Annotated in this window: 31 protein-coding genes and 2 pseudogenes; 31 read left to right on the top strand and 2 right to left on the bottom strand. The window is 34.4% G+C overall.

Annotated features, from left to right (window positions below):
* Positions 1–44 precede the first annotated feature (44 nt).
* The 31 genes and pseudogenes from VV089_RS17860 to VV089_RS17715 all read left to right on the top strand — a co-directional run bounded on the left by VV089_RS17860 (position 45) and on the right by VV089_RS17715 (position 19,290).
* Positions 45–530: a hypothetical protein gene (locus VV089_RS17860; protein WP_334336856.1), complete on the top strand. Its 486-nt coding sequence runs from the start codon at positions 45–47 to the stop codon at positions 528–530.
* 272 nt (positions 531–802) lie between these two features.
* Positions 803–1,456 carry a hypothetical protein gene (locus VV089_RS17855; protein WP_334336855.1) on the top strand — a complete coding sequence of 218 codons (654 nt, stop codon included), beginning with the start codon at positions 803–805 and terminating at the stop codon, positions 1,454–1,456.
* A gap of 233 nt (positions 1,457–1,689) precedes the next feature.
* The gene (locus VV089_RS17850; protein ID WP_334336854.1) at positions 1,690–2,505 is read left to right on the top strand and encodes an RHS repeat domain-containing protein; all 816 of its coding nucleotides are present in this window, start codon (positions 1,690–1,692) and stop codon (positions 2,503–2,505) included.
* 59 nt (positions 2,506–2,564) lie between these two features.
* A complete protein-coding gene (locus VV089_RS17845; protein ID WP_334336853.1) occupies positions 2,565–2,957 on the top strand; it encodes a hypothetical protein in 393 nt (130 codons plus the stop codon).
* A gap of 5 nt (positions 2,958–2,962) precedes the next feature.
* Positions 2,963–3,910: a hypothetical protein gene (locus tag VV089_RS17840; protein WP_334336852.1), complete on the top strand. Its 948-nt coding sequence runs from the start codon at positions 2,963–2,965 to the stop codon at positions 3,908–3,910.
* A gap of 131 nt (positions 3,911–4,041) precedes the next feature.
* Complete coding sequence (locus VV089_RS17835) at positions 4,042–4,509, top strand: hypothetical protein (RefSeq protein WP_334336851.1); 468 nt, start codon at positions 4,042–4,044, stop codon at positions 4,507–4,509.
* 157 nt (positions 4,510–4,666) lie between these two features.
* Positions 4,667–4,855 (top strand): hypothetical protein, encoded by a 189-nt coding sequence (locus VV089_RS17830; protein WP_334336850.1) that lies wholly within the window; start codon positions 4,667–4,669, stop codon positions 4,853–4,855.
* 248 nt (positions 4,856–5,103) lie between these two features.
* On the top strand, positions 5,104–5,820 hold the full coding sequence (locus tag VV089_RS17825) for a hypothetical protein (RefSeq protein ID WP_334336849.1): 717 nt from the start codon (positions 5,104–5,106) through the stop codon (positions 5,818–5,820).
* Positions 5,821–6,049: 229 nt separating this feature from the next.
* Positions 6,050–6,910 carry a hypothetical protein gene (locus tag VV089_RS17820; RefSeq protein ID WP_334336848.1) on the top strand — a complete coding sequence of 287 codons (861 nt, stop codon included), beginning with the start codon at positions 6,050–6,052 and terminating at the stop codon, positions 6,908–6,910.
* 91 nt (positions 6,911–7,001) lie between these two features.
* Positions 7,002–7,370, top strand: coding sequence for a hypothetical protein (locus tag VV089_RS17815; protein WP_334336847.1), 369 nt, complete (start codon positions 7,002–7,004; stop codon positions 7,368–7,370).
* Between the two features lie 44 nt (positions 7,371–7,414).
* Positions 7,415–7,825: a hypothetical protein gene (locus VV089_RS17810; RefSeq protein WP_172542028.1), complete on the top strand. Its 411-nt coding sequence runs from the start codon at positions 7,415–7,417 to the stop codon at positions 7,823–7,825.
* 2 nt (positions 7,826–7,827) lie between these two features.
* Positions 7,828–8,067 carry a hypothetical protein gene (locus tag VV089_RS17805; RefSeq protein WP_334336846.1) on the top strand — a complete coding sequence of 80 codons (240 nt, stop codon included), beginning with the start codon at positions 7,828–7,830 and terminating at the stop codon, positions 8,065–8,067.
* 316 nt (positions 8,068–8,383) lie between these two features.
* Entirely contained in the window at positions 8,384–8,788 is a 405-nt protein-coding gene (locus VV089_RS17800; protein WP_334336845.1) for a hypothetical protein, read from the top strand.
* 275 nt (positions 8,789–9,063) lie between these two features.
* Positions 9,064–9,849, top strand: a complete 786-nt coding sequence (locus VV089_RS17795) for a hypothetical protein (protein ID WP_334336844.1) — start codon at positions 9,064–9,066, stop codon at positions 9,847–9,849.
* 523 nt (positions 9,850–10,372) lie between these two features.
* Positions 10,373–11,155 (top strand): hypothetical protein, encoded by a 783-nt coding sequence (locus VV089_RS17790; protein ID WP_334336843.1) that lies wholly within the window; start codon positions 10,373–10,375, stop codon positions 11,153–11,155.
* A gap of 89 nt (positions 11,156–11,244) precedes the next feature.
* A complete protein-coding gene (locus VV089_RS17785; RefSeq protein WP_334336842.1) occupies positions 11,245–11,592 on the top strand; it encodes a hypothetical protein in 348 nt (115 codons plus the stop codon).
* Positions 11,593–11,787: 195 nt separating this feature from the next.
* Positions 11,788–12,114, top strand: coding sequence for a hypothetical protein (locus tag VV089_RS17780; RefSeq protein ID WP_334336841.1), 327 nt, complete (start codon positions 11,788–11,790; stop codon positions 12,112–12,114).
* Entirely contained in the window at positions 12,093–12,539 is a 447-nt protein-coding gene (locus VV089_RS17775) for a hypothetical protein (protein WP_334336840.1), read from the top strand. The genes VV089_RS17780 and VV089_RS17775 overlap by 22 nt, the downstream gene beginning before the upstream one ends.
* A gap of 177 nt (positions 12,540–12,716) precedes the next feature.
* Positions 12,717–13,150 (top strand): annotated as a pseudogene (locus tag VV089_RS17770) (IS982 family transposase); the annotation flags it as partial.
* Between the two features lie 106 nt (positions 13,151–13,256).
* Positions 13,257–13,574, top strand: a complete 318-nt coding sequence (locus VV089_RS17765) for a hypothetical protein (protein ID WP_334336839.1) — start codon at positions 13,257–13,259, stop codon at positions 13,572–13,574.
* A 199-nt stretch (positions 13,575–13,773) separates the two neighbouring features.
* Positions 13,774–14,079: a hypothetical protein gene (locus VV089_RS17760; protein ID WP_334336838.1), complete on the top strand. Its 306-nt coding sequence runs from the start codon at positions 13,774–13,776 to the stop codon at positions 14,077–14,079.
* Between the two features lie 281 nt (positions 14,080–14,360).
* The gene (locus tag VV089_RS17755; RefSeq protein WP_334336837.1) at positions 14,361–14,636 is read left to right on the top strand and encodes a hypothetical protein; all 276 of its coding nucleotides are present in this window, start codon (positions 14,361–14,363) and stop codon (positions 14,634–14,636) included.
* A gap of 255 nt (positions 14,637–14,891) precedes the next feature.
* Positions 14,892–15,038 carry a hypothetical protein gene (locus VV089_RS17750; protein WP_334336836.1) on the top strand — a complete coding sequence of 49 codons (147 nt, stop codon included), beginning with the start codon at positions 14,892–14,894 and terminating at the stop codon, positions 15,036–15,038.
* Between the two features lie 147 nt (positions 15,039–15,185).
* Complete coding sequence (locus tag VV089_RS17745; protein WP_334336835.1) at positions 15,186–15,395, top strand: hypothetical protein; 210 nt, start codon at positions 15,186–15,188, stop codon at positions 15,393–15,395.
* Between the two features lie 141 nt (positions 15,396–15,536).
* Entirely contained in the window at positions 15,537–15,983 is a 447-nt protein-coding gene (locus tag VV089_RS17740) for a hypothetical protein (protein WP_334336834.1), read from the top strand.
* 99 nt (positions 15,984–16,082) lie between these two features.
* On the top strand, positions 16,083–16,943 hold the full coding sequence (locus VV089_RS17735; protein WP_334336833.1) for a hypothetical protein: 861 nt from the start codon (positions 16,083–16,085) through the stop codon (positions 16,941–16,943).
* A 34-nt stretch (positions 16,944–16,977) separates the two neighbouring features.
* The gene (locus VV089_RS17730) at positions 16,978–17,349 is read left to right on the top strand and encodes a ribonuclease domain-containing protein (protein ID WP_334336832.1); all 372 of its coding nucleotides are present in this window, start codon (positions 16,978–16,980) and stop codon (positions 17,347–17,349) included.
* A 1-nt stretch (position 17,350) separates the two neighbouring features.
* Entirely contained in the window at positions 17,351–17,746 is a 396-nt protein-coding gene (locus VV089_RS17725) for a barstar family protein (RefSeq protein WP_334336831.1), read from the top strand.
* A gap of 111 nt (positions 17,747–17,857) precedes the next feature.
* Positions 17,858–18,286 carry a hypothetical protein gene (locus VV089_RS17720; RefSeq protein WP_334336830.1) on the top strand — a complete coding sequence of 143 codons (429 nt, stop codon included), beginning with the start codon at positions 17,858–17,860 and terminating at the stop codon, positions 18,284–18,286.
* A 257-nt stretch (positions 18,287–18,543) separates the two neighbouring features.
* Positions 18,544–18,738, top strand: a pseudogene (locus VV089_RS25295) (restriction endonuclease fold toxin); the annotation flags it as partial.
* Between the two features lie 147 nt (positions 18,739–18,885).
* On the top strand, positions 18,886–19,290 hold the full coding sequence (locus tag VV089_RS17715) for an Imm7 family immunity protein (protein WP_334336829.1): 405 nt from the start codon (positions 18,886–18,888) through the stop codon (positions 19,288–19,290).
* 255 nt (positions 19,291–19,545) lie between these two features.
* On the opposite strand, the gene VV089_RS17710 is transcribed toward VV089_RS17715, so the two are convergent.
* Both VV089_RS17710 and VV089_RS17705 read right to left on the bottom strand, forming a co-directional pair.
* Positions 19,546–20,082, bottom strand: coding sequence for an O-acetyl-ADP-ribose deacetylase (locus tag VV089_RS17710; RefSeq protein WP_334336828.1), 537 nt, complete (start codon positions 20,080–20,082; stop codon positions 19,546–19,548).
* A 105-nt stretch (positions 20,083–20,187) separates the two neighbouring features.
* Positions 20,188–20,559, bottom strand: coding sequence for a zinc ribbon domain-containing protein (locus VV089_RS17705; protein WP_334336827.1), 372 nt, complete (start codon positions 20,557–20,559; stop codon positions 20,188–20,190).
* Between the last annotated feature and the right edge of the window lie 321 nt (positions 20,560–20,880).

Raw genomic sequence — 20,880 nt, 5'->3', positions numbered from 1 at the left:
GGATTGTTGATTATCTATTGATTGTAAGAAACAGAACGGAGGATATGATGGTAAAAATGCACTGGGTTATTACAAGTGACCTGTCAAAAATTACATTAGATGAGTTTGATAATGAATGGAATGGGGCAGTATATGGATTTTTTGAATTGTGTATTAATAATAGAAAGGAGGGGATCTGGCCTAATAAAACGGAAATGGATGCATTAATAGAAATAGGAATGGCAGATATGGAGGATATCCTATATTGGTTTGTTCATTTAAAGGAAGGCATAAATGCAGTAAAGAAAAATAAAGAGTATGAAATGCAGCTTTTAACCATGAATAGGTACAGCTTGAAGATGAAGCTGAAGCATGAATTATATTTGAAATTTATTAATATAGAAACGGGTGAAAATAATTGGGATGAAAGGGTAGAGTTAGAAGAATTTGAGAATGAACTATACGTTAATATAGAAAAATTTTTGAATTATATAAAAAGAACTAATTCCAGACTGCTAAAATCTAAATGGATAGAAGAATTGCTATTATAAAGTATATGTTTACAAGGGAAAGAAGATAATGAAAATGCAGGATGGGTTTATTATATCGGGAACAAGCTGTTCACGGCTAGTAGTGCAATTTCTCCTGCAGTCTTAACAGTACTGGCAGTTGCAGGAGGAATCGTATTAGGAGTAGGAAAACAAATGTATTATACAAAGGAAGTAAAGCCAAAGTTTTTTATATATGGGATGGACGTACAAATGATTTTGTCATTAATCTCTTGAAAAGTCCTGGCTTAATAAAATGAATAGGGATGAAGCATTTGAAAGACATAATAAATGTGAAATTATCGCAATATTTAGTTAATGAAATAACACAAGAGCAGCTAAATAAATGGGCAATAGATATGCTGCATCAAATGCTGAAAGGTGATGTTTTTCAGCTTAGCATTTTGGAAGTGTGGGGAATTATAACAGAACTGGCTGGAGCAGGTGATCTTGAGAAAGAGCTTTGTGATAATTTGGTACAACAATTTAGTGATATTTTATCAGGTAAAATACAAGCTGCATTTAGTGTTGCGGTTCAAATTCCTAATAGGCTTGTAATGAAAGATTTGGCGCATGTAAAAGATGTTTTGCAAAAGTATATGCAAAAGAAGACTTTGTCAAAAATAGAAATTCAAAAGTTAAAATTAGTAGTTAAAGAAAAAGTTTGTCCAGTTAATACACTTTCACAGATGCTGAAAGAACAAATAATAGGGTTATTGAAATTAGGCTATGATTTTGACTTGGAAGATAGCGACATAGTTTTTGATTTAAAAAGTACATTATTCATTCATTATGATATAGAAAGAGCATTAGAAAGCGAACTTTTATCTAAAATAATTCAATTATTGGATTGCTATAATGGGGAGAAATGTTTTTTTGTTAATATAAGGTATGAGAAGGGGGAGGGAAATATATCTATTCCGCCCTAGAATTAAAATATAGATTAATAAAAATGATAGTTTGTATCGGAGATTCTCGTGTATATTTCCGATAGCGCAGGTCAAAAAACCTCGCCTTAGTATCACTATTCCTATGCTTTTTGACGTGTATCTTCGGGAAAATATCCGCAGAAAATACATAAGAATCTCCAAGGCAGACTATTAAAATAATAAGTAGATATTTTTAGAAATAAGGATTTATTTTCTATGATGGGGCAGGACAGGTGGAGACGGTCAGAAACCTGGACAAGGGAGGTGGAGAGCTGTCCTTCTACCGCTATGCCTATGACCATTCCGGCTTTATCACCAGCGAAGAGGTACGCCAGAGAGCGGAAGGGAAAACAGAGCTTTTCACGAACACCTATACTTATGACAATCAGGGACAGCTGGTTTTGGCATCCACTTTGAAGGACGGGAAGACCAGTGAAATCCGCTATACCTACGATAAGGCAGGGAACCGGATCGCCGTAGAAAAGAACGAAGATACCATCCTGGCTTACCTGGAGGAATACGCCTACGATGAAGCGAACCGCTTAATGACAGCCAGCAGTGAAAAAGAGCGGAAGCTTTGCGCGAGTGCAGGAAGAATTTCGAAAGGCGACACTGATGGGGTTGGAGTGGTAAAGGGAATCAGCCAAGCGATTACGGATATTTGGAATAAATCTATGTCAGAAAATCCCATAGGGAAAGTATTTCTAAACCAGGGAAAGAAAACAGCTCCAAGTATTGGGAGTACGGTGATGGAGATTGCACAGAGGGTGATTAAGGAGCAGGAAGAGATAAAGAAACAGGAGGAGTTGAAGAGAATGCAGGAAGAGGCTGCAGAATCAAGGCGTCAATTGTGGCTTGAAGGAGTGCAATTTGAAATTGGAAAGTTAGCAGAAACATATGCAAAAAAAGAATACGCTTCTCAAAATGAACTGTATTCCAGCCCATTGTTTAATTTGGTGGCTCGGACGATCTATGGCGAAGAGACAGGGGCTGATGTAACAAGCAATGATGAAATAAGAGAAAAAAAGAACAAGGTCAAGATATTATAACATGGGTAATCATTGAAAGGGTTCTGGGGCAAAACTCAACATATACACATGGAAAGGACGTGACATTGTTTAATGTCCTAACAACAGATAAACAGTTTACAACATTACAAATGGAAAAAGGAAATGATCAATCATATATTGCGAAAACAGAGTACGAATGGCCGGGCTGGGAACATGCATTTGAAAATGCTTACTGGGTAGCTGAAATATTGGGTAACATAGATGGAAATAGCACACAAGAAGAATTGGATGCGGCAAGAAGAAGGTTGGAAGAAAGGCTTGGAAAAAACCCAGCGCAAGGTTATGAAAATTATCGTACAAAAGAGAGATTTGAGAGTGGTGTACAAATAAGAAGGGAAAATGGAGTAGACGTGTTTTATTGGGGAAATGAAAGAATAATCAGTCAATATGAAGATGGAGTACATGTCTTTTTCAATACAGTTAGGGAGTGATGAGAATGTGGAAAAAAATATACATTATGATAGTTTTAATCCTTGTTTTAGCATGTTTTACATATGCAGATTATAAGATAAAGAGTTCAGAATTTCAGTTAAATAAGTCCTTCTTTTGTGAGCACTCCACAAAAAAAGCGCTTGACATTATTGAGGAACAAAGGCAAAAGGAGCTTATCATTGAGGAAGAGCAGAGGCAAAAGGAACTTATCGTTGAGGAAGAGCAAATACAAAAGGAACTTACTATTGAAGAAGAGCAAAGACGTAAGGAACTTATGCTTCAATTTGCTGGTCAAGTTGATCAAAACTTAAGTGAGATGTATTGGCTTTATGATATGAAGGATAATATACCATTTGGAGAAACGCCGCTGGAATTTTATGCTGACTCTTTAGATGATATAAAGACATTGGTTATAATTTCTTCTGGAAAAAACTCTGTTATTGAATCCGAAACAGGTGAAGAAGTGGTAATGACCTGCTTTTATGTAAAAAAGTACAGGGTATGTAAAGGAAAAATTTTAGATCTGATATCAAATGGCGAAACACATTGGCATTCATGGGAAGAATCAAGGGAGTCATTAAAAGAGATAGAACAATCCCTGGACACAGAACTTATTTATTTCGGCACAATAGATTCCTATGAATGGCCGAAGGCAAAAAAGCCGGAATATAAGCTGGAAGATCTAGAAAGTCTGGAAGTATATCAAAATTTTTATACATATATAGAAGAGCGTGCGGGTTTTAGGTTTAATGCAGATAGTGAGGTATATCTTGGATTATGGAATGGACATTCGGAGAATGTAAGAATGGCATGGAAATGGATTGATAGTTCTGGGGAGGCCGGATATTCTGTGGCCAGGCTAGATATGAACGGAACACGTTCCGGAATGATTGATGAAATTGATAAAGAGGTATTTGAGAAGTTCAAAGGCATTTCCGTGCGGATGTTTTAAATGCTATGTAAAAACAATGAGAAATATTATCGTGTAATTGTAGATGGTAAGGGGAGATTCAAGAAGAGCAGGTTGATTGTGTTTATGGTGTATTAAATAAATTAAGAGAATACGAATTATTTAATGAATTATTGCTGCCTGCCAGAAGCAAAAAAGAGGTTGAAGTATTTGATATAAGTGAGAAAAGTATTGAAAGTTTTATTTTATGTAAACAAAATAAAAAGTATAAAAATCTTGGGGCGCAATTATCGTTTTTTACGTCTTTAGACGAGGAGAAATCGTTAAGTATTGATTTTTCTGTAGGAAGATCTAATGGTAAATTTAACAATACAATGGTAATTTCTTTACCTGTTAATTTTACATCATCTAAATTGATTGGAAGTATTGGATTATTAAAAGATTTGATTAAGAAATATAAAGCTTTTTATGCTTGCTTTACAAGCAATATCAATTTAAAGCAGTATGATGATTTTTATGATTTTGACAGTCAAATTCCTAAAGTGGTTTTTTGGGTAAATTATTGGGGAGAAGATATTATAAATAATTTTAAAATTAATGAAAAGATGTTGGAAATTTGTAAGTGTAAGTCACGTATCTAATATAAAAGATAGTAAAAATTGTAAGGTTTTGAATGAACCGTTGGCTGCATGAGCACTGGGAGTGAGACCTCGGCGGCCATGCCGGATAAAAGGGACGGCGGCAAAGTTAATCCAGGACAAGAGGATGAAATAATAAACCCAGAAGGAGACCAGCTGTATGCAGATAGATTCAAAAATATTAAAGCAAAAGATAGATGAATATTACAAGAAAAATATATCAAAAAATGAGTTAGGCAGGTGGGCAAAGGAAGGGTATTACACATTAATGAAAGGTGAATATTTAGAAATTGAAAAATTGGAGATCTATCATTTTTATTTTGAAAAATATAGAGAATGGATTTTATAAAATTAAAATATTGAGGGATCAAACGGAAGTAGAACTTATTTATGATAAAAATGAAAAAGAGTATGAGATGTATTTGATGGATTCAATATAGGTTTGATTCCTGGATTTATAGACGGGAGTATTTACCGCTGCAGAGACTGGCTTTCCGTCCAGCCGCTGTTACAACAACTGGATGGGAAGCTTTGAAGATTTATATGCCTAAAAAATACTGTTTACAACTTGAATTTCATGTTGAAATGAGAATTTATATGAAAAGAATCTATGTATTGATAGAAATCATAATAGTCTTTTTTTCCGGGTTAATTATTGGTATGCATTATGGAAAAAATGAACTGCATTTAGAAAACAATTTAAAGCAAATAACAAATATTGGATTTAGTAATATTCTTATTTCTAAAAACAATGAAGAAAAAATAGCTATGGAGTTTTATGAAGATTTTTTGCAAGCAGGAATAACAGCTTTCAGTGAAGATATTGGGGAAATTGAAATTGCAGACATAACGGTTCCGAAAGGAGAACCCGAGAAACAATATTATTCCAAATATACATATCTTGATACCGATAAGGATGGTGTTAAAGAGCTTCATGTCAAATCAGCTCGTTATTATTGTATCATAAAATATAATAATAATGGTTTATATATCTGGAAGCAATTGTCACAAGATTGGGAGCCGTTAAATAATGGAGCATTCCTTGAAGAACGTACTTTTAGTGCACCATCATATACGGTATATACATACAATATTTTAGATTGTAATGGGAATGATATTTTTAAGCTTAATTTTGGAACATATGATAAAAATTATAATGGGGTTCAAGATGAGGATGATGAATATTATTTTGACAGCCTAAAAATGGAGAAAGACGTGTGGGATATGCTGACAAATAAATATTTGTCTGTTGGAAATGATGAAATTCAATGGATAGTTTTGTACGACGGAACAAAATACAATTACTCTCTATGAATTTAGTAAAAATTGTTTTATATAAGAGCGATGGAATTATGATAAATCTTATGGATAAAAACATAAATGAAGTTATATGGTCTGAAAAAATAATAGCTCAAGAATTATATACTAAAGTTTTGTATAATGTAGAAAGGTTTATTAAAGAGATCCAAAAACAAAAGTCTAATTATGTACTTCAAAATGGAAATATATTTTTTGAATATTACGATTAACGGAGAACGATGCATTGAAAAAATATGATACTTTATTAAAAATTATCATAATAGCCCTCTGTATGGGGAGTGCTTTTTTCATACAATCAGTTGGTGATGATATATTAGTGATACATTCAAATAATACTTGCAGACAAATATATACAAGAGCAGATGAAATCTTGAAAAAGGAGGCTGATGAAAGAGAGAGAATAGGAATGCAGTCGGATATTGCTATCAATAGATTGCTAGATCAAATTAATGCAAATATGTCAGAAGAGTACTGGCTATTTGAGACACAACGTAAAACCAAAGGACCGCTTTCTTTAGACATATATGTAGATGATATAGAGAACATAGAACATATTGTTGTTGTTCCATTAGACAAGGTGGCTTTTGTTAATGAAAAGGGTGATGAGTATTATTTTATCTATATTACAGAATATAATGTTTTAAATGGAAACATAAAAGAATTAGCAGCAACAGGGGGAAGATATCTGGATTCTTGGGACAACCTTCAAGCAACATTGAACGAGATGGAACGAATAAGGAAATGCACACTAAATTATGTGAAAACAATTGAAAATTATGAGTGGCCCCAGGCAAAACAGCCCAGATACAAGCTGGAAGATTTGCAGAGTACAAAAATATATCAAGACTTCGAGCTTTGTATAAATAAACAATTTTATTTCTCGACAGGGGCAGATATATATCTGGGTTTGTGGAATGGCTATTCAAATAGAGTGCGGATGATGTATAGAACATTGGGGTCAGACGAAAAAATTCATTATTATAGTACAGAAATGAATCTGGATGGGCAGAGATGTAATTTTGTAAATGAAGTTACGGAAGAAATATATGAAAGATTTAAGCTTATATCTGTGAAAATGATGTGAGACAATCCATTTATTTCCATGAGTAGCGAGCCGGGTGGACATCCAAGTAGTAGCATAATGTGGCAAATTGTTGATGAAATTCTAGGGAAATATGAGTATTGAAAAATTTATTAAAGCGATTAGGAATAGGCCTTTAATGTATGTCGAAAAATTAGAAATAAATTATATTTATTATCTAGTTATCGGTTTTTTGGGAAGTAATTTGATGAAGGGTGACATTTATAAAATTGATAGGATATTTCATAAGCATTTTGTAGGATGGGTAATAAAGTGGGTACAGGAAAATGTGGATTCGAATTATGTAAAGAAAAGTTTTTATTGGCATCATATTTTTATAGCGATAACAGATAGTGAAGAAGACGCCGTAAAATTGTTTTTTGAATTAAGCGAAAAATTTTTTGAAGAATATCAATTTCAGATTGATATGGAGGAAAATGCTTATGATGAAAACAATTTTTAAGCCAATAATTTATAAAATTACAGTATGTGATGAGGTGAAAGGCTATGAAATGGATTTCTATTGAAACAGAAAAGGATATTTTTAATATACAGAAACAATTTAATAATTTTTTGGATGCAGAGATTGTTAGATTTGGATTTGAAAGCGGAAATTATATAGATTCTGAATTAGTAGGACATGAATACATGAAAAATGAGCTTCATATTATTTTTCAAAGAATGGATATGAATCCGTTTGAAATTGAGGTGATTTTTGAAGAAATGAGAAGAATAAATTTTTATACGCCATTGATGGACGAATATTCTTCTTGTATAACTTATGCGAAATTCGTTAAAAATGATAATTTTATTTATTGGACTAAGTGGAAGGATTTTGATCCATATAATGCGAAACACTTAGAGGCAAATGTAACTTTTATTGAAGCAAAAAGGGCTATGTGGAGAATCATTCGTTAAATATGATATTAGGCATAGAAGGATATAAGTATCTGACAGCAGAAAAAGTGGGAACGATTCCTTCCATTGCGGAGCAGATACTTGAAATGATAAAAGAACAGCCGAGTACAGAAAACAGTAGTTTTAATTCAGAAAATGTTCCAGAAGTGACAGAAAATGAAACAGAGGAATTAATCCCAGATTTAAGCGACAAAGCGGTAAAGCATCCCATGAATGATCATATGCCAGCAAAATATGCGTAACTTTAGTGTATATGGTTGAATCATTATGTTGACGGCGAAAACCAATTTTGGAGATTGGGCCTAACAAACGGCTCGTCGCATATACTTGCGATGTGGCGAGCCGTCTAAAGGTGGCAAAGGAGGAAGCCGCAGAGACCCAATTAGCTCTTTTGGAGAGAAACTGAAGGAGAATGCTGAAAGAGACGGGGCACTTCACGAGGAACAGTTAGAGGAAATATTAAAAGAGTTTAAAGATAATAAATAAATCAACAGGTCAGATTAGTGATTTTTATGAAGGAACAAGTTTAAATGGTTTTATTAATATAAGGAAGGTGCAATGATGAAAATACAAGATGAGCCTATTATACCTGGAGTTGGAATAGGAAATATAAAACTTAATATGACAAAAGATCAGCTTATTGCTATACTTGGAAAAGATTATAAAGAACGTTTTCGAGAATGCGATTCGGTAATTGAAATTGAAAATGCCAAATTTTGGGTATCTGAAGATGGAAAAATAGATCAAATCGGTGTAGAGGGTGATTTTAAAGGAAAGTATAAGGGAATTATAGGCATAGGCTCTACTTTAAGCGAGGTGAAAAAATTTATTGGTAATTATGTTCAAGTATATGATACTTATGAAATGGAAAATGAAGAGGGCATCTGCTTTGAATTAGAGGACATAGATGACTGGGATCCATTAGTGGCTCCAATCGATCATATTTATGTATTTAGAATATAAACGATTCTGCTTTTACAATATAGGACAAACATATACATTTATAATGTAAACAACTTGATTGGGACTGTTAAAAATATCTTTCATCAATACCTATACCTACAACAGCTGACGTTGAGAATCTGGTATTTCGGATGGCATATGCAGGAAAGATTGGAGGCATATCCAGAAATGGAGCAGGGAGGAAAGGGAACATCACTTCTGCTGTATCTTCTATTAGATTCCCTGTTAAATAAGAAAATAATTTTCTAAAAAATTTTGGGAAGAAGATTAGGGATATGAAAATAAAAAAAATAAAATCTGGATTGATAGTAGGAGTGGTACTAGTTTGGGGCGTCACCTATGTACTTTTTAATAGTTTACCAAGCTTTTCAAATGAACCTGGATTTGCCGTATCAAGTGTGTTTAAATGTGTTTTGGAACGAGATAAAGAGGTAAGACATCTAAACTCTTATTTTTATAATGAAAATTCTTTTGAATTAGAATCTGCTGCAACCTATTATAGTGGGTTTACATCAGATACTGTTAAAGAAAAAATTATCATAAAGGGGGAACTACTGAAAAATTATGAAAATGGAGATTTGTTTAAACTTGTTATTAAATTGCCGGAACTTAAAGGATATTTTTTTAACAATAATTTGTATGATGATCCTGGTTATTTAATTGAGGACAGGGTGATATTTTATTTTTATGTTACAACGGATAAAATATATAGAGTTTCTCCGTATATTTACGATGCGCAAAAAAATCAGATTTATAAGGGATTAAATAATGAGTTATTATTAATACATCTTTTATCTACTGATCAAGCAATCGTCGCAAACAGCAAAATCGTATGCCAGAATGAAGAAATGCATACAATTGATGAATATGGAAGAATTATCAATATTGCATTAGAAAATGAAAAAGTCAAATATGAAAGACGTGAATATAATCAAAGTAGTGGTGAGCTGCATTTCCATGAGGAATTTGTATGGGAAAGAGATAAGGGACTGGTTTCTTATGGAAGTGCATATCGGGTTGAGGCTGAAATTTTATATTTAAATGCAATTGAACAAATATAGTTTGATTTACATTTTATATCTGAAAGGGTAAGAAGTGAACTAAGGTTTGTGTAATGGCTAAATACAGAAATGAGCCTAAATGAGTAGAGATTTTAAAAATGAAAAGAGCAGATATTAGGTCCGGCAGAGGCAGGATTCAGAATTTCAGATAAGTAAGTCCTTCTTTTGTGAGCATTCCATTAAAAAAGCGTTTTGCATTATTGAAGAGCAAAGGCAAAAAGAATTTCTGGAAAAACTCTGTTATTGTGTCCGAAACAGGTGAAGAAACGATAATAACCTGCTTTTATGTAAAAAGTATAGGGTATGTAACGGAAAAATTTTGGATCTAATATCAGATGGCGAAATTTTTAGGTTGATTGTTCTCATGCGACCTGTGGGAGCAGCCGGAGCTGATGTTTAACAGATTTACATTTGGTCTGATGATGAACGCAGTGAATAGCGGAAGCGAATATACGAAAGCATTGTTTCTATAGTTGAAAAGGCAGGTAAAGGAACACCCAAAGGTTATAGGACTGATTTAAATATGAAATTAAAAAAGACAGGAATTTTGATAATAGCAGGATTAGTTTTATCTATTTGTTCTGGTAAGCTATTATTTGATGCACAAACATATGAGTATAATGAATTAAATATTGCTATATTAGGAGTATTTCAAACTATTTTGCCTGGAGATACAGAAGTAAAACATCAAAACCCCTATTTTTATTCCCAAAATACATTTAATCTAAGTGCGGAAGCAACATACTATAGTACTGTATCATATGATGCTAAGGAAAAAGTAAACATAGAAGGCAAATTGATAAAGAACTATAAAACAGGCGATTTATTTAAACTTAAAATTGATTTTCGAGAGGAGCAGGGATTAATTTACGATAATACATTCAAGTCTCCTATACAATTAACCAGTGACAGAGTGGTATTTTATTTTTACGTTACAAATGAAAAAATATATCTGGTTAACCCATATATTTATAATGAACAGAAAAAACAGGTTTATATAGGATTGAATAATGAAATGGCATTGACATTTTTTTTACCGACGGATCAGGAAATAATCGCAAATAGTGAAATAGTATGCCAAGAAGAAATATTACATGTTGTGGATGAATATGGAGGGGTTACTAATATCACATCAAAAAATGAAGAAGTTGAATATGGAAGACGTGAATATAACCAAAGTAATGGTGAATTATCCTTCCATGAAGATTTTATATGGGAGAAGGATAAAGGATTAATTTTCTATGGAAGCGCATATCGAATGGAAGCTGAAATTTTATATTTAAATGCGATTGAAGAAATAGAGTAAATATTTTTAATAATTACTAGAGGTTTACTGCTGCCTCCAGATATTTAACTGATCCAGTAGGAAGAACTACTGGATATACCTGCGATTCCATGGGAAATGTGAAAACCGTCACGGATGGAGCGAGACTTACCATTGTCTATACTTACGACAAAGTGGGAAGATGCACTGCCGTCCGGTATAAGATCCACGGAGAGCAGACCTATACATATGACAGTGTAAGCCGGATGACAGAGCTTGTACTGCCCGAGGGCAGCGTGTGGCATTACGCCTGCGATGGCCTCGAAAAAATTATCAAAGAAACGGATCCAAGTATTGGGAGTTCGGTGATGGAGATTGCACAAAGGGTAATTAAGGAACAAGAGGAACAGAGGAAAGAGTGGGAGAGAGTGCTGGAATCAAGAACAAAAAGCGCTTATATATGGACTAAATGTAAATGAAGGAAATAATGGAGAATACCTTGATGATGAAGGACACCAATGGATTTATATAGGACCAAGAGTTTTAGATCCAGATTATCCGGATACGGGAGAATTGAAGGCAGAAAAATTTGAGTTTGGTACTAAAATAGATATTAAATTGAAGGAGCGGAAAAAAGGAGAAGAGCTTTATGTTTATAATAAGTGAGGTTCAAAATGAAAAAATGTGGTTGGATTATTATATTATTGGGAATGGTTTTATATTTTAGCAGTTGTATACATACAGACACAAAAACTCTATTAAGAGGATTAAATGTTATTGAGAAAGTAGAAGTACAAAATTTAGAGATTCCAATATCTGAAACTAAAGAACGTCATATATATAACGAAGAAGATGATGAAAAAAATAGATTTCTTCAATTTTTAAATGATGAGATCCCGTTAGTTATGACGTATATACAAATCCCCCAGAAACCGTTTATGCCAGTGAAATATATATGGGGGACAGTGAGAACAACCTTATGCCGGATAAGTATTGTGTGATTGATATGGATGGAGATGGAGAAAATGAGTTCTGTTTTTATTCATGGTTAGTGTTAAATATTATTAAATACGATCACGCTCAAAAGGTTTTTACATTGTGGCTGGATATAGACTGGAATTATAAACCTCTTAGGATGGGAGAAATGTATGCAATTGTAGATGGAGATTATGTTCCAGCAACAAGAAGCTGGATTTATGAGTCCTATGATAAAGACGGAAATCAGCTGCTCACTAATCTTTATAGTATGATCTGGCAAACGCAGGAAGAAATTCAATATACAGTAACGGAAAATATGGCTAAATGGGAGGATATTCAAAGGGAAATCGTTACAGAAAAGGAATGGACAGAACGCCGGGCATATCTGATAGACTTAATTGAAGATGCCCCGGAATGGATTACGTATGAGGATTTATTTAACAGGTAGTCAGTACCAGAAATCCTTGTGCATATTTCCAGTACGGACTGCCAGGAGACTTATGAACAAAAAGAATAGAACATTAATTAGCATGTTTGCAGCAGCAATATAATGATAAACCTTTAGGATGGGATCCATATTCTTTTCCATGAAAACAATAAGTTCGGGGAAATATGATGTATTATACACCGACAGGTTGTTCCTGTGTCTGTTTCGCAAAGGCGGATCAACCGAACCAGAAGGGCGCTTTTGCAGGCAGCGGAACTGCTCCGCCAGCAGCTGGCACAGTCCTTTCCTATACCAGTCAGCCGTTATTTTGTCATTGACAGCTTTCGCTTCCGGTCTGCAAGTTTGGGCGTGCGCATTACTGCCATTCTTTCTGCACGGAAGGCGCGAATTAAGGAAGGTGTCCTTCCAAAAAGGAAACTTATTTTGGTTTCAAAGTCCATGCCTTGATTACGCTGGAGGGTTATATTTCAGCATTTGAGATCACTCCGGCATCCGTGGATGACAGGGAAGGGCTCCGGGACTTTGCGGAGAATCACCTTGGTCTGGTAATCCTTGGGGATAAAGGATACACGGGAGAAGCCCTGTCTGCCGACATGCAAAACAAAGGGATTACTGAAAATAAAATGCCTCGATAAGGCAAGGGGGCTGGCATATGACTGAGAGGGTCAGGGCAGGCCAGAGTTTAATTTTGATGCTGCGTTTGGAAGGTAATAGAATATGTCAATCAGCGTGAATAGAGAAGGAAATTCAGATGGAACAATTGATTTAGCTATTAGTATAGCTGCTACAGATTTCTTTAATACTTATTGGGAAAAAGCGATAAAAGATACGAATGTGAAAATCTTTAAAGAGAATAGTTGTTTCAAAAAAAGCCAAATAGAAGATGTCCTAAAAGAGTTGGAAGCCATAAAAAACTGGGCACTGCAAAATCTTACGGAAAGAGAATTGGAATATATGCAGGAAAGAATAAAAAATTTAATTGAATCTATACCAGAGGCATTTGATAAAGATGATACGGTTTTATATATATATTAAAAGATAACGGAAAAGGCAGATGTAGATTAATACCAATGTTTTAAGTATTTGCCAAATCTTGGATATCTGGAGACGGAAAAATAGATCAAATTGGTGTAGAGAATGATTTTACCAATAACAAAATTTATAGAGATAGGAATGCCATTAAGTAAAGATGAATCAATAGCTTGTATGAAAAATTAATAACTGTTTATACAGTATGGAAATCTACCTCTCTCAGATATGCCGGAGAAATGCAATATTATCTGAAGGACCAGACAAAATAAACTCAGCTGCAGGTAACTTAATGCTGGCATCTGGAAAAACCATAAGTAATTTTGGAAGTGCAGCCATAGAGACCGCAGAATCAAGGCATCAATTGTGGTTTGAAGGAGTGCAATTTGAAATTGGAAAATTAGCAGAAACTTATGGGAACAAGGCCGAGATATTTATTATAAAATGGGTAATCATGGGGCAAAATTATGAAAATTATCATGCAAAAGAGAGATTTGAGAGTGGTGTATAAAAAAGAATGGAAAATGCGAAAAAAACATTCATTATGATAATTTTAATCCTTGTTTTAGCATGTTTTACATATGCAGATTATAAGATAAAGGGTTCTGAATTTCAGTTAAATAAGTCCTTCTTTTGTGAGCACTCCAAAAAAAAGCGTTTGACATTATTGAAGAACAAAGGCAAAAGGAGCTTATCATTGAGGAAGAGCAGAGGCAAAAGGAACTTGTCGTTGAGGAAGAGCAAATACAAAAGGAGCTTACTATTGAAGAGGCGCAAAGACGGAAGGAGATTATGCTTCAATTTACGAGTCAAATTAATCAGAGTTTAAGTGAAGGATACTGGCTTTATGATAGGAGGGATAATATACCATTTGGGGTAACGCCGTTAGAATTTTATGTTGATTCTTTAGATGATATTAAAACATTAGTTGTTATTTCTTCTGCAAAACACTCTGCTATTGTGTCCGAAACAGGTGAAGAGACTATAGTAACCTTTTTTTATGTAACGAAATACAGAGTGTTCAATCAAAATATTATTGATCTCGAATCAAACGGACAAACATATTAGGATTCATGGGAAGAGTCAAGGGAGTCATTAAAAGAGATAGAGCAATCCCTGGACACAGAACTTATTTATTTCGGCACAATAGATTCCTATGAATGGCCGAAGGCAAAAAAGCCGGAATATAAGCTGGAAGATCTAGAAAGTCTGGAAGTATATCAAAATTTTTATACATATATTGAAGAACGTGCGGGGTTTAAGTTTACTGGGAATCATGAGGTATATCTTGGATTATGGAATGGACGTTCGGAGAATATAAGAATGGTATGGAAATGGATTGATAGTTCTGGGGAGTCCAGATATTCTGTGGCCAGGCTGGATATGAACGGAACACGTTCCGGAATGATTGATGAAATTGATAAAGAGGTATTTGAGAAGTTCAAAGGCATTTCCGTGCGGATGTTTTAAATGCTATGTAAAAACAATGAGAAATATTATCGTGTAATTGTAGATGGTAAGGGGAGATTCAAGAAGAGCAGATTTTATTGAACTTCGTTATGGAAAAATGGATTTGACGGAGAGTGTATTAGGAGACCAGTATATGATAGATATAAAATGATTATATGGGCAAAACCAAAAGAAGAATCATTAGAAGAGCAGGTTGATTGTGTTTATGGTGTATTAAATAAATTAAGAGAATACGAATTATTTAATGAATTATTGAAGGATAGCTGCTATATTAGATTGCAAAAAGAACCAATTGACGCTTTCAATAATCAACATATGGAATTTCAAAATAAAATAAATCGTATGTTAAATTTGTAAGGTATATACAAGGGTTGAAAACCAGCCATGCGGAGGCAGAAATAAGTGCCATAAAGAAAATGGTAACGAATACAAAGAAAATCGCATTAACGGGCAGCCAGAAGAGATACTTTTATAACTATTATTAAAGAGGCAAGTATAATGAAAAAGATTTTTCCTCTGCTTATTTTGATTATATGTATAAGCTTTGCAATAAGATATACTATGCACGGTGTTAGGGAAGAAAAGGATTCGTTTTATTTAATGGGAAGCGGTAAAAAGATTATTACAGAAATGCAGGAAACATTGAGAGAAAAGAAGGAGACAGAAGAAATTCAAAAAACATCGAGTGAGAATGAAGAAACGCTGGATATAATTATAAAAAACCTGCTTGCCCAGATTGATGCTAATTTAGTAGAAGGCTGCCTTGGTTTGTGGAATGGTTACTCTCAAGAGATTAGATTAATGTATAAAATGAAATCAAATAAAGGGAATACGAACTATTATATGACTGAGATAGGATTGGATGGCTCAGTACGTGGATATATAAACGAAGCCACAAAAGATGTTTATGAACGGTTTAAACAGATATCTATAAAAATGAGCTAGAGAACTTATTATTATGAAGGTAAAAGAATAAAGTCTAATTATGTACTTCAAAATGGAAATATATTTTTTTGAATATTACGATTAACGGAGAACGATACATTGAAAAAATATGATACTTTATTAAAAATTATCATAATAGCCCTCTGTATGGGGAGTGCTTTTTTCATACAATCAGTTGGTGATGATATTTTAGTGATACATTCAAATAATACTTGCAGACAAATATATACAAGAGCAGACGAAATCTTGAAAAAGGAGGCTGACGAAAGAGAGAGAATAAGAATGCAGCCGGATATTGCTATCAGTAGATTGTTAGATCAAATTAATGCAAATATGTCAGAAGAGTACTGGCTGTTTGAGACACAGAAAAAAACTAGAGAAATGGTTTCATTGGATATATATGTAGATAATGCAGAGAATATAAAAAATTTTGCTGTTGTTCCCTCAGATAAACTGATAGTTTTAAATGAAAAGGGCGAAGAACTTTGTTTTTTTAATATTCTGCATTACACTGTAACAGATGGAAATATAGAAGGGTTATGGACAACAACCGGAAGAGATTTACGCTTTAGAGAAGAAATTGAAACGGCATTAAAAGATATAGAAAAAGTAATTGATTGTAAATTAAATTATGTGAAAACAATTGAAAATTATGAGTGGCCCCAGGCAAAACAGCCCAGATACAAGCTGGAAGATTTGCAGAGTACAAAAATATATCAAGACTTCGAGCTTTGTATAAATAAACAATTTTATTTCCCGACAGGGGCAGAAATATATCTGGGTTTGTGGAATGGCTATTCAAATAGAGTTCGGTTGATGTATAGAACATTGGGATCAGACGAAAAAATTCATTATTATAGTACAGAAATGAATCTGGATGGGCAGAGATGTAATTTTGTAAATGAAGTTACGGAAGAAATATATGAAAGATTTAAGCTTATATCTGTGAAAATGATGTGAGACAATCCATTTATTTCCATGAGCAGTGGGCCGGGTGGATATCCAAGTCAGTAAAATCGAGTTCAGCAAAGGCGCAGGGCCAGGCTGGAGGGTTAAGAAAGGCCGGAGCTATATCAATAACAGGCTATTCACGGATTCTTATAAAAAATACGGGATAGATGGATGGAAAGGGCCGCGTCCAGATCAAACTCCAGGGACAAGGGGCGGAAGGACCTATAAAAACTACGATAAAACTTTACCACAAACAGATGGTGAAGGAAATGATATCACGTATCGAGAATTTGATGTAAATAATAAGATAGAAGGACAGAATAGAGATGCTGAAAGATTTATAATTGGTAGTGACGGTTCGATATATTATACGAATGATCACTATCAGACATTTATAAAAATACGTGGAGAATGAAATGAATAAAAACAACTTGATTTCTTGTGAAAAATTAAAGGTTGAGACTTTACAAAAGGGTGAAATCCGAATCATAATTTCTGGAAAAGAGATGACTACAAAAAAAGAATTTCTAGAAAAAATGGAACAAAAATTCCTATTCCCAGAATCTTGTTTTGGAAGTTTAGATGTATTTATGGATTATATTCGAGATTTATCCTGGCTGAACTGGGAAAGAATCACTTTGATTATAACAGATAAAGATGATTTTTTAAGTTCGGATAATGGTTTGAAAAACATTATTTTGGATTGTATCGAAGAAGAAATATTGCCGTATTGGGAAATGGATGTAATAAATACGGAAGTTGACGGTAGGAGTAAGCATTTTTTAGTGTATATGGTTGAATCATTATGTTAGAAACCGGCATAGGACTGCTCCAGGAGTTTACCACGGTGCTAGGATGTTTAAGTCGATGGTTGTATGAGCAATAAGTATTATCTGAAAATATTTAAGCTTATGGAGGACTATATGCAGCTAAATTCAAAAATATTAAAGCAAAAGATAGATGAATATTACAAGAATAATATATCAAAAAATGAGTTAGGCAGGTGGGCAGAGGAAGGATATTATGCATTAATGAAAGGTGAATATATAGAAATTGAAAAGTTGGAGATTTATCATTTTTTAAGGACAATTTCAACATTTCATTTAATTCCTGATGATAAAAAGGATGAATATCCTTGCAGTGAAGAAGACGTTGTTAAAATAAGAGAAATATTATATGGGAGAGAAAATACTTGTTATACATTTAATGTTAGAATATATCAAAATCTTTATTTGGAAGAAAAGTATATTGCTAAGCTGGAAGAATTTAAGGGGTTAAAGGAAATCATTGATATAATATCATTGGAAGAAGTGTTACTGGAAAAAGTACATTATTCATTCATTATGATATAGAAAGAGCATTAGAAAGCGAACTTTTATCTAAAATAATTCAATTATTGGATTGCTATAATGGGGAGAAATGTTTTTTTGTTAATATAAGGTATGAGAAGGGGGAGGGAAATATATCTATTCTGCCCTAAAATTAAAATATAGATTAATAAAAATGATAGTTTGTATCGGAGATTCTCGTGTATATTTCCGATAGCGCAGGTCAAAAAACCTCGCCTTAACAAGCAAAAGCCTAATATTCAGGCGATTTACAAAAAGTAGATAATCCAGATGCGGAAGCGGATGCATTAGCAGAACGAATTGGCGGTGAATCAAGGGTTAAGTTTTCTAATGACCCTAAAGGAAGAGAATTTGATGTAATTAGTGACGAATTTATTGCGCAGGCTAAACCGAATTTGCAATCTTTTGGTAAATCATGGAGAGAAGAGACAAAGGCAGCATTTGAAGCCGCATAAGCAACCGGCAGGAAGGCATATTTTCAATTTGAGGGAACTCCTGCGGATGATATTTTACGTAAAATAGCAGAATATGGAGAGCGGTATGGCGTTGAGTATGTTATTGATACCGAGCCATTAGGAGTTCATAATTGAGGAAGACAGAAAATGGTAGAATTACATGGCTGGATAACATTTAGAGAAACATATAAGGTGTTTATTGAAGAAGAAGCACATATAGATTTGCTGATAAGAAAAATCCAAGAAGAAATTAATAATTTGTCCTGGTTTAAGCCTAAAATAGAAGCTCAAAATGGAGATTGGTTTATACAATTTTCGATTTATGCAAATAGAATAAATCCTCAGATTCTGGAAGTTTTCAAATTGTGTAGAAAAATTGCAGAAGGAAGTTATGGATTGATTTATTTATACGATGATGAGGATACGAATGGAAATGAAAATGCATTCCAGGTGTTTTCTTTAGCCAGAGGGGAATTGACAAATAAGAAAGATTTTTATTTGTCACCAGTTATTCCAACAATAGAAGATAAAGATGAATCTTTAGAAAATTAAAGTGTTTTTAAATAAGTGATTATTATAAAACGATTGGAGATCATGAGTTTTTGCTAGAGTTTAAAAATAACGAAAATGGAAGATGAACAGGATGTAAAAAAGGATTAGAGGATGTACCAGATGACTGGAACAATTTATCAAAGGCATACTAGAGATAAGAAGATTATGATTACTGAGTATAGTAAATTAGACAGAACAATTTATAGAGATGTGATAAATAATAATGAAAATGCAATGTATTGTGAAATTTATAAATCACGAAATATCATCCGCACATAGCTCTTTCACTGCCTGCTCATAAACAGCATACGTTCTCGGATCAAACAGAACAAATCTGACAATATCGATCTTATCCGCATTCTGCTCACAGAACGTCCGCACGGTTCTGACTGCCGCAAAGGCAGCCTGCTCCACCGGATAGCTGTATACACCTGTGGAAATGGAAGGAAACGCGATTGTTCTGATACCATGGGAAACCGCGGTCTGAAGAGAATTTCGATATGCATTTTCAAGGAGCTGTTCTTCATTGTTCTGCCCTCCCCGCCACACAGGCCCCACCGTATGAATGATATATCTGCATGGTAAATGATAGGCGTTCGTAATCTTTGCCTCCCCGGTTCTGCAGCCGTTAAGCTTCCGGCACTCCTCCAGAAGCAGCGGCCCGGCGGCGCGGTGGATTGCGCCGTCTACGCCTCCCCCTCCAAGGAGGCTGCAGTTGGCTGCGTTTACAATCGCTTCCAGATCATCTATTTTAGTAATATCGCCTTGCATAATTTGAATGTGATATCCCATTTTTTACACCTCGAATATTTAAATTTTAAGCTTCCCGGTGACATTTACTGAATGTCGCTAAGGCGGCAGAAAGAACCTAAGATGAGAGAAGACAGCGGGCTCCGCTTAAAATCTCCTCCCGCATTTCGGGCAGAATTCAAAATCCTCCTGGGTTTCGAATCCGCAGTTACCGCAGCTTTTTACTCTGCTTCTGCATCCGGCCTGAATCTTCGTTAGATTCTGGGGAAGTATTTCGGCCTGTCCGCCTCTTGCGATGCGCTTTCCCACCTCCGGTTCAAGGGTGTAAACTGTGCTGCAGCAGGTAGTCCGCACATAGTATTGCCGGTTCCATTTAAAACAGGGAATAAAAAACAGCGACAGATACATATAAGTCATAAACACCTCGTATCTGCAGTAAGAACCGCAGTGTTCGCAGATGCACATCTGCTGATAAGCAAAATTCTTTCTCCCCTGGCTGATTCCCATGATAAAAAACATCTTAATCATTCTCCCGATTCTGTACAATTTCAAAAAGCTTGGAAGGAACTGTATACAGGCTTATTATACACCAAAATCTGAATTCTGAAAAGCCGCAGCAGTGTCAGTCTGATAATCAAATACAGCCTTGGGTTACTGTTCGTGCGCAACTGCCTTGCCAGGCGTCACTGCATATTTTGTGCAAAAAGATTTCGGCAAATGTAACGAATTTAGCTGCTGATTTTTGGCGATATTTGCGCATTTACAAATAAAATTGTTTATGCTATATTCTAACTATGGAACAAAAATAAAACTTAGTTTTATTAGATAAAACTAAGGCGG

Origin of the sequence: Candidatus Merdisoma sp. JLR.KK011 (genome assembly GCF_036941125.1) — a bacterium.
Lineage (GTDB): Bacteria > Bacillota > Clostridia > Lachnospirales > Lachnospiraceae > Laedolimicola.
This window is presented reverse-complemented; position numbering and strand designations above follow the sequence as displayed.